Consider the following 7,799-nt stretch of genomic DNA (forward strand, 5'->3'; position numbering starts at 1 on the left):
CCCACCACATCAAATGATCACAATACGGGGACACTCTCTGCTTCAGCATTTACAGCAGAAGTAAATAATTCAAGCCGCAGCACCAGCTATTACCTGCGAGCCTATGCCACCAATTCAAATGGTACAAATTACGGTGACCAACTCCAATTCACCACCGAGGACATCCCCTATCTTGAGGGGGATGAATACTCAATTACTAAACTATCGGATTTGGAATGGCTCAGTGAAACATCTGCTCGCTGGGGTGATGATTTTGGACAAAGTGCTGATATTGATGCTGCGGGCACATCAAGCTGGAATAGTAATGCCGGTTTTATTCCCATTGGCAATAGCACAAACAAGTTTACAGGAAACTATGATGGCGGTAATTACTCTATCAGCAATCTCACAATTTCCCGTTCATCCACAGATTATATCGGTCTGTTCGGCTATCTGGAGAATTCCGGTGTATCCAAATTACGACTAGCCAGTGTATCCATCACAGGCCAGAATAATGTCGGGGCTGTTGCTGGTTTGGCAGATGGTTCATCCATAAGTCAATGTGCTGTAACAGGATCCATCAGTGGAGCTGACAATATGGGAGGGGTTGTGGGTAGTACTCAAAACAGTAACAGTATTGAGGATAGTTATACCACCGCAGATATTACCCGAGTGAGTGGGGCAAGTGGAACCTCCATTGGGGGATTCATGGGACATGCAGAAGATACACAGTCTAGCGTTAGACGTTCTTACTGTTCCGCCTCTGTATATTACACTGGAACTACAGCTCCCACTGACAAGGGCTTTGGGGGTGGAGGAACCTTTACTTTATCCTCTTATTCAGATAATTTCTGGGATAGTGAGGCTTCCAATCAGAGTTCAGCCGACGGAGCCACAGCCAAGACCACGGCCGAGATGAAATATGTAGGCACTTACACCGATGAACGAAGTGATGGTCTTGCCAACACCTGGAGTTTTACAGATCATCCCTTTGATGATGATGCGGGTCAAGAAGAGGATGAAGGAATCTGGAATATCGATCAGAGCGGCAGCTCAAATAGTGGTTACCCCTTCCTCAGTGCCCAGGATGCCGCTTTCAGTTACACCGGTATTTCAGCATCCACTGGCATTCTGACCTCCATAACATCCAGTGGTGCGGCTGGTCGGGGCTTTATTCGCAATGGTAGTGGTGAAACCATCAGCTCAGCTGGACTTTGCTGGAACACCTCCAGTACTCCCACAATTGCTCACAGCAAAACCACCAATGGGTCAGAGGGAAATTTTAGCAGCAACCTTAGCGGATTAACAGAGAATACCACTTATTATATTCGAGCTTATGTGACCACCAATATAACAAGCTATTATGGAAATGAAGTGTCCATAAGGACCCCGCATATCACTTCTGAACCCAGTATATCCAATGGGAAGTATCAGATTGGCACCTTGTCTGAATTGGCCTGGATTTCTGAAGATATGGATCGCTGGGGATATGACTATGAACAGACCGCCAATATAGATGCATCAGGAACAAGCACCTGGAATGATAGTGCAGGATTCAGACCCATTGGGGAAATAAATGGCATTCAATTTACCGGCAGCTACGATGGTCATGGCTTTACCATTGATGAGTTAACAATTAATCGACCAGGCTCAAATTATGTAGGATTATTTGGATATACATCATCGGCTACCCTGTCAAACATTCGAATTACAGATGCATTCATTTCAGCAGACTATAGAACCGGTGTTTTGATTGGCTATTCATCTGGTGGTACTGTAACAAACTGCAGTAGTAGTGGCTCTGTATCAGGGGATAATTCCATTGGTGGACTGATTGGCTATAATTTGAGTACCACGTCAGCCTGTTTCAGTACAGCCAATGTTACAGGCACCAGAAATGTTGGTGGACTATGTGGAAATACAGGGAATACTACCATAACAAACTGCTACTCCAGAGGGAGCGTGACTCGAAAGAGTGGTTCTATTGAAACTTCTATTGGAGCATTTATTGGAATCGTCTATGAACCAACTATCCAATCATGTTATGCCACCGGCAGCGTCACTTACGAAGGAGCTACGAATCCAACTGACAAGGGATTTTTTGGGGAAGTCGATGAAGCGGTGGAGAATGGACCATCATGCAGCAATAATTTTTTTGATCAGCAAACCACAGGGCAAAGTAGTGATGCCTATACAGGGGAGTACAATTCCGCTACCGCTAAAGGGACCTCTGCGATGAAAAACCTGGAAACTTTTACCTATGAGTATGATGGGCAGGGAGAAGGTACTGAGGGACTAGACACTGCTTGGGATTTTGTCTCCAACCCCAATGATGATAGTGCCAATAATGATGACTGGGATATGAGTAGCAGCATCAATGACGGCTACCCCTATTTGAGCTGGGAGGATGGTGAAGACCAGTCCCTGGCTGTAGAACTCAGTTTTTTTAAAGCCACAGTAAACAATGGCAGTGTGCTCCTGCTATGGCAGACAGAATCAGAAATAGAGAATTTAGGCTTTATTCTGGAAAATCGCATCAGGGGTGAATCAGAATGGCTTATTGTTGATGACTTCAATACTCACACGGATCTGACTGGACATGGCTCCACCAATGAAACCCATCTGTATGAGTATACTGACAACAAGGTGAATTTTGGTTGTAGATATGAATACCGGCTATCCGATGTGGATTATGTCGGAAATATTAAAAAACATCCCCTAATTGAAGTCTTTATTCCCGAAGCTCTGTCCAGCCTGCTCCCTGGTCAATTCAATCTGCTTAATCTCTACCCCAACCCCTTCAATCCCGAGTTAAAGATCAAGTATGAAACAGGTGAAAGTACTGAAATGCGCATTACCGTCTTTGATATTCAGGGACGAGAGTTGATCCGGCTGGTGAATCAAAATCATGAGAATGGTTTTCATGAAATCAACTGGCAGGCTGATCATTTCGCTTCAGGTGTGTATCTGGTCCGTTTTGAATCAGGTAGAAGCTTGCTGATGCGGAAAGTGACATTGCTGAAATAGCCTTCCCTCAGCCCATTGTCCGAGTATCCAACTGCTCATCTTATACCAACTCGAGCGTCAATATTGACGATCTCGTAAAAAGTCCCTCTCGCCCGCCTGCGTATAACTTCGTGCGGGCAGGCAAAGCGCGCAGAGCGTTGTATTGAGTTCATCGAAATGACGCAAAGTGTTGATATATATAGATTTATTCATATTCACTATATGTGGTTGTATTTAATGGTTTTAGGGCACATTTCATGAATTCTCAGATACTTTTTGCGGTTCCGTCAATATTACTATTCGGATCTTCACCAGCAATTCATAGTCTCCTACCAAGGCCAACTGTGGATCTCCAGTGGATTCCTGCAGGTCAAAACGATCCCCAGCCAGAAATGCGATGGTTGGACCGGTATGTCTCAGAGGAAAACTTGTTCAACACGTGGCGAGAACTCGTAGGTAAGTACTACAAAAACGAACCCCGTCCTTTCAAGGGCATTGACCCACACACTCTAATGCGTGATGACGCACCCTCAGGGTATCGGGTATTCCGTGAAGCAGCTATCAATCTTTTAATCCACCAAGATTATGCTGATCACACACGTAAAGCTGTTATCAAGTTCTATAATGATCAGATTCAATTCTGGAATCCCGGTGATGTATACGGAGATAACGTTAATTTGCTAGAGCCTGGGGAAAAGGAGTCGCGCAACCCTCGAATAGTTGCAGCCTTCCGTAGACTAATTCTCTGTGAACAAGCAGGTACAGGAATTCGGATGATGCAATCTGAATGGCAGAACCTCGGGAACCCAGTTCCTGAAATCCGAAATGATATATCTCATAAAGCCTTTGGTTACTACCTTCCCATTCAGGGGAAACCTATTCAGCAGACTACAGAACGGCACCAAGTTGGCACTAAGTCAGCACTAAGCCGGCACCAAGTTAAGACTTTACGTAACAATAATTACATAGCAATAACAGAGCTTATGAAAGTCTTTGATCGGAAAGACCGCACTAAGTTCCGCACCAAGTACATAAAACCTCTTCTTGATGATGGATATATCGAGATGTCGAACCCTGAGAATCCTACTGCGGCAAATCAGAAATACATTATTACTGATAAGGGACGACTTGAGCTTGAAAAAGCATAATTGGCTAGATGAATCGAATACATTTTGGGCTATCCAATGAGAATTCGATCAATCTGTGTAGTCTCAAAAAGGGTGTCTCATTACTCAGGTACTTTTTAGCTGTCTCACAAACCCTGGTTATTGAGACAACCAACATCTACAGAGTAACCTGAAACACCATACATAAATCTCAACTAAACTGAGATTCACAAATAACGCCTGAGCACCCGCTTGGGCGTTTTCATATCTACTAAACAAAAGAAAGGAGTCCAATAATGAATATTGGCTATGCCCGTGTATCAACTACGGATCAGAACCTTGACCTCCAAAACGATGCGCTAAAGAACGCCGGCTGTGAGAAAATATACACTGATAAAATGTCCGGTAGCAAAACCGAACGTCCGGGACTTGATCAAATACTCGGTGTTCTCAGGGGAGGCGACACCCTCGTCGTATGGAAACTAGCTCGTCTGGGTAGATCATTAACGCACCTTATCAAAGTCATGACCCTACTCAGTGAGAGAGGTATCTACTTCAGAAGTATCCAAGAGTCCCTAGATACTTCAACACCCGGCGGAAAACTCATCTTCCATGTTTTCGGTGCGTTGGCTGAATTCGAACGTGATATAATCCGTGAACGAACACTCGCTGGCTTGGCTGCAGCCCGGGCACGTGGTAGAGTAGGAGGTCGCCTGAAGAAGTTGGGTGATATTTCATTATCCTGAAGAACATAAGAGTTCACAAGGTACAGGATCAACTACCCAAGAAACTACCCAAGAAAAGATACTGGCCCTATTAAAGGCAAAGCCAACAATTACTCGCAAGGAACTTGCTGAGAAGATTGGATTGACACCAGATGGTATAAAGTATCACATCGACAAAATGCGAACGGCCGGTATTATTAAACGGGTTGGATCGAGGAAAACTGGGCAGTGGGAAGTATTAAATTAGGTCAAAAGTGAAGTGTGAATCTGAGCTTGGTTGCTTATTCTGTGCTTCGCGCCATTCTTAACTCTCGGAGGGGGGAGCGGGTACCGTTCCCATATATTAAACTGGCCTGAGATAACCGTATGCATCAGGAGTCAGCATCTCGCCGCAGTGTAAGTTCTTTTGCCACGAAGACATCCGTCTTCGCTGGAAGAGCTACGCCGGACAAGCAAAGGCCCCAAGAACCCCTAAGCAAATTTGTGAAACTTGGTGTCTTAGTGACTTTGTGGCATTTAAAATATACTAACGGGTAACATGGGCCGGTTTAATATCTACTCTGCAGTGTCCCAGTCGTTATCCCGTAGATTATTCCATAGTGCGGAAATACCCGATGCTAATTTGCACACACTTCGTAAGACTGCCGGTGCTCGTCTCATACAAAAGGGTGTTGACATTTATCGAGTGTCCAAGTTTTTAGGTCATTCATCGGTAAAAGTCACAGAGAAACATTATGTAGATCTCCTGGAAGTCGATTACCAAGACATGTCAGCTTTACTTGAGGACTCAACTAACGGAGCGTCTGAAGTCTCTGAAGCACGGGCGAGTGGATGGGGTAGGGTAGCCTGAATGAATAAGCTAAAACAGCGTGTGCACTACACGACGAACTCCATATACCAAAATGTACCCAAATAGCCCGTTACTATATAATATAACATGAAAGTAAGTGATAAAAGAAAACCCCTTAAGTGGCTGATTCTTAAGGGGTTTCAGGTGGTGGCCCCGTCTACATCTTGCAGACTACGCCGGGCAGGCAGGGATCCCGACATTCGGTTGCACTCAGTTGGAACAAGCGGAATTTTTAACTGCCGAAGCTCGTAGAGCGCAGGTAGTGAACCGCCGACCTGCCTACGCTCTGAGGAGCTACGGCAAGGCAGGCATTTATCTATCGAAGCTCGAAGAGCGTAGATAGGCGGGGATTTTCAGTACCTTGCTTTGTCCTATGTTTCAGTCACTTACAGGGACGAGTGTCCAATAAGTGTCCACCTTTGTAAAAAGCCCCTGATACAGTTATACGTGTAGTATGCAGACCCATACACAGTAGGGGCTAGCGGGTTTTGGTTGCTAAAAAGTGGCTGGTCAAATGTTCACAATGAGCGAAAAAAAGCGCCGGACTCAAAAACGAATCCGGCGCGATATATAGCTGGTAATAAGACTATATTCTAAAAGTCTTCTTCTTTAACACAACGAATAGCTAAACCAGCAGTCACATTAGTATTTCTTGAGGAATTCATGACAATATAGGTTTGCGAGGAAAGCACAAAATGTGAATACGGCTGCCAATCTATTAGAGGATCAGTAAAACTATTGTTTATGTAGTTAGTCCAATACATTCCTACTTCCCCTTTACTCGAAAAATCGTAAGTATAACTGCTGAGATAACCGCTTGGTATCAAATTTAACATGGAATCCCCGAATTCAGGATCATCTTTTAAAGCACCATCTTCCCATAACTCAGCATTTCCTGCCAATTTACTACCTTCATTTGTTCCAACATTATAACCGGGAGTGAAGCTTTCCTCAGAGGTCATTCCAACAGTTTGTTTCAGGATATGCCACTCGTTCTCTCCTGGAACTCGCCAGCCTTCAGGAGCTATGATATTAAGATTATCATTCCCATCTTGAGGTGTTGGGTTCCCAAAAGTCAGCCAATTATAAAAAAGTCCATCCGAACTTCCATTGGTAGAATCAAAATCATAAAAGCAATAGCCTCCTTCAACGACATGATCATCCGTAGCCGCATTATAAACAGCAAGGGCCCGCCATTCATACGCATCATTTGCTCTTGTAATTGGATCTCCGTTTCTATAATGAGTGGTGCGCAGGTTTTCAGCCATCCACCATTGATCTCCAATCTTAATGGTTTGGTAAACATTGCCATCAATATCAGTTACTGTGCCTGATGTCAGCTCCATTACATTGATAGTTGCTGTTGTACTTGAGATATCTCCACTACTTGCGGTAATTTGTGCAGTACCAAGGGAAATTCCTGTGACGGTTCCGTCCCCTGAAATAGATGCAACAGAGGGATTATTCGACACCCAGGTGAACGAAATATCAGATATCTCATTCCCTTCTGAATCTTTTGCAATTGCTGTAAACTGGTCTGTAGAATCTAAATAAATGGATAAAGACTCTTGCAGTATTTCTATTGTGGCTACTGGTTGAGTAACGGTAATAGTTACATGATCACTTACGATGTCTCCTGATTCTGCTGTGATGTAAGTGTTTCCGTTAGCAATAGCGGTTAGAAGTCCATTGTCATCAATTTCTGCAGTAGCCGGATTATTCGATGTCCAAGTAAACACAATATCCTCAAGTGTGTTATTATCCACATCTTTTCCCGTGGCAGTGAATACCTGTGTATCACCTGGGGTCAAACTTGTACTATTTGGCGTGACTACAATCGTGAGCAGTTCTGGATCTGTTTCTATGGAATCTGATTCATCAACTTCTTCACATGAAAAAACGCTTAGCATAACGAGTGCTAAGATTGTTACAAATAAGATAAACAGTCTCTTTTGGTTCATTCTCTTTCTTTCCCCTTTCAACTTTAGTTAGGTGATAGCTAATTAACAGAAGTTTCTCTTCCGTCTCTGTAACCGGTTGAGTTTGAGGTTGTTACAGCAGAAGTGACCTATTGAGTTTATGCAATACTTTTAATAACAGTTATTTAAGTGCACTAAACTTCAAAAGTTCAGC

5 protein-coding genes and 1 pseudogene are annotated in these 7,799 nt (G+C 43.8%); 5 read left to right on the plus strand and 1 reads right to left on the minus strand.

Features of this window, described 5'->3' with window-relative positions; translation table 11 throughout:
• The 5 genes and pseudogenes from U9Q77_12870 to U9Q77_12890 all read left to right on the plus strand — a co-directional run.
• Positions 1-3,006, plus strand: a 3,006-nt coding sequence (locus tag U9Q77_12870) for a GLUG motif-containing protein (GenBank protein MEA3288250.1), incomplete at its 5' end; no start/stop codon positions are given.
• A gap of 236 nt (positions 3,007-3,242) precedes the next feature.
• Positions 3,243-4,133: an ATP-binding protein gene (locus U9Q77_12875; protein ID MEA3288251.1), complete on the plus strand. Its 891-nt coding sequence runs from the start codon at positions 3,243-3,245 to the stop codon at positions 4,131-4,133.
• A gap of 254 nt (positions 4,134-4,387) precedes the next feature.
• Positions 4,388-4,816: pseudogene (locus U9Q77_12880) on the plus strand (recombinase family protein).
• A gap of 1 nt (position 4,817) precedes the next feature.
• Positions 4,818-5,063 carry a winged helix-turn-helix domain-containing protein gene (locus U9Q77_12885; GenBank protein ID MEA3288252.1) on the plus strand — a complete coding sequence of 82 codons (246 nt, stop codon included), beginning with the start codon at positions 4,818-4,820 and terminating at the stop codon, positions 5,061-5,063.
• Positions 5,064-5,354: 291 nt separating this feature from the next.
• Positions 5,355-5,666, plus strand: a complete 312-nt coding sequence (locus tag U9Q77_12890) for a tyrosine-type recombinase/integrase (protein ID MEA3288253.1) — start codon at positions 5,355-5,357, stop codon at positions 5,664-5,666.
• A 593-nt stretch (positions 5,667-6,259) separates the two neighbouring features.
• Here U9Q77_12890 and U9Q77_12895 read toward each other — a convergent pair.
• Entirely contained in the window at positions 6,260-7,627 is a 1,368-nt protein-coding gene (locus U9Q77_12895; protein MEA3288254.1) for an FISUMP domain-containing protein, read from the minus strand.
• Positions 7,628-7,799 lie beyond the last annotated feature (172 nt).

It is taken from the genome of Candidatus Neomarinimicrobiota bacterium (assembly GCA_034716895.1).
Lineage (GTDB): Bacteria > Fidelibacterota > UBA8477 > UBA8477 > JABMPR01 > JABMPR01.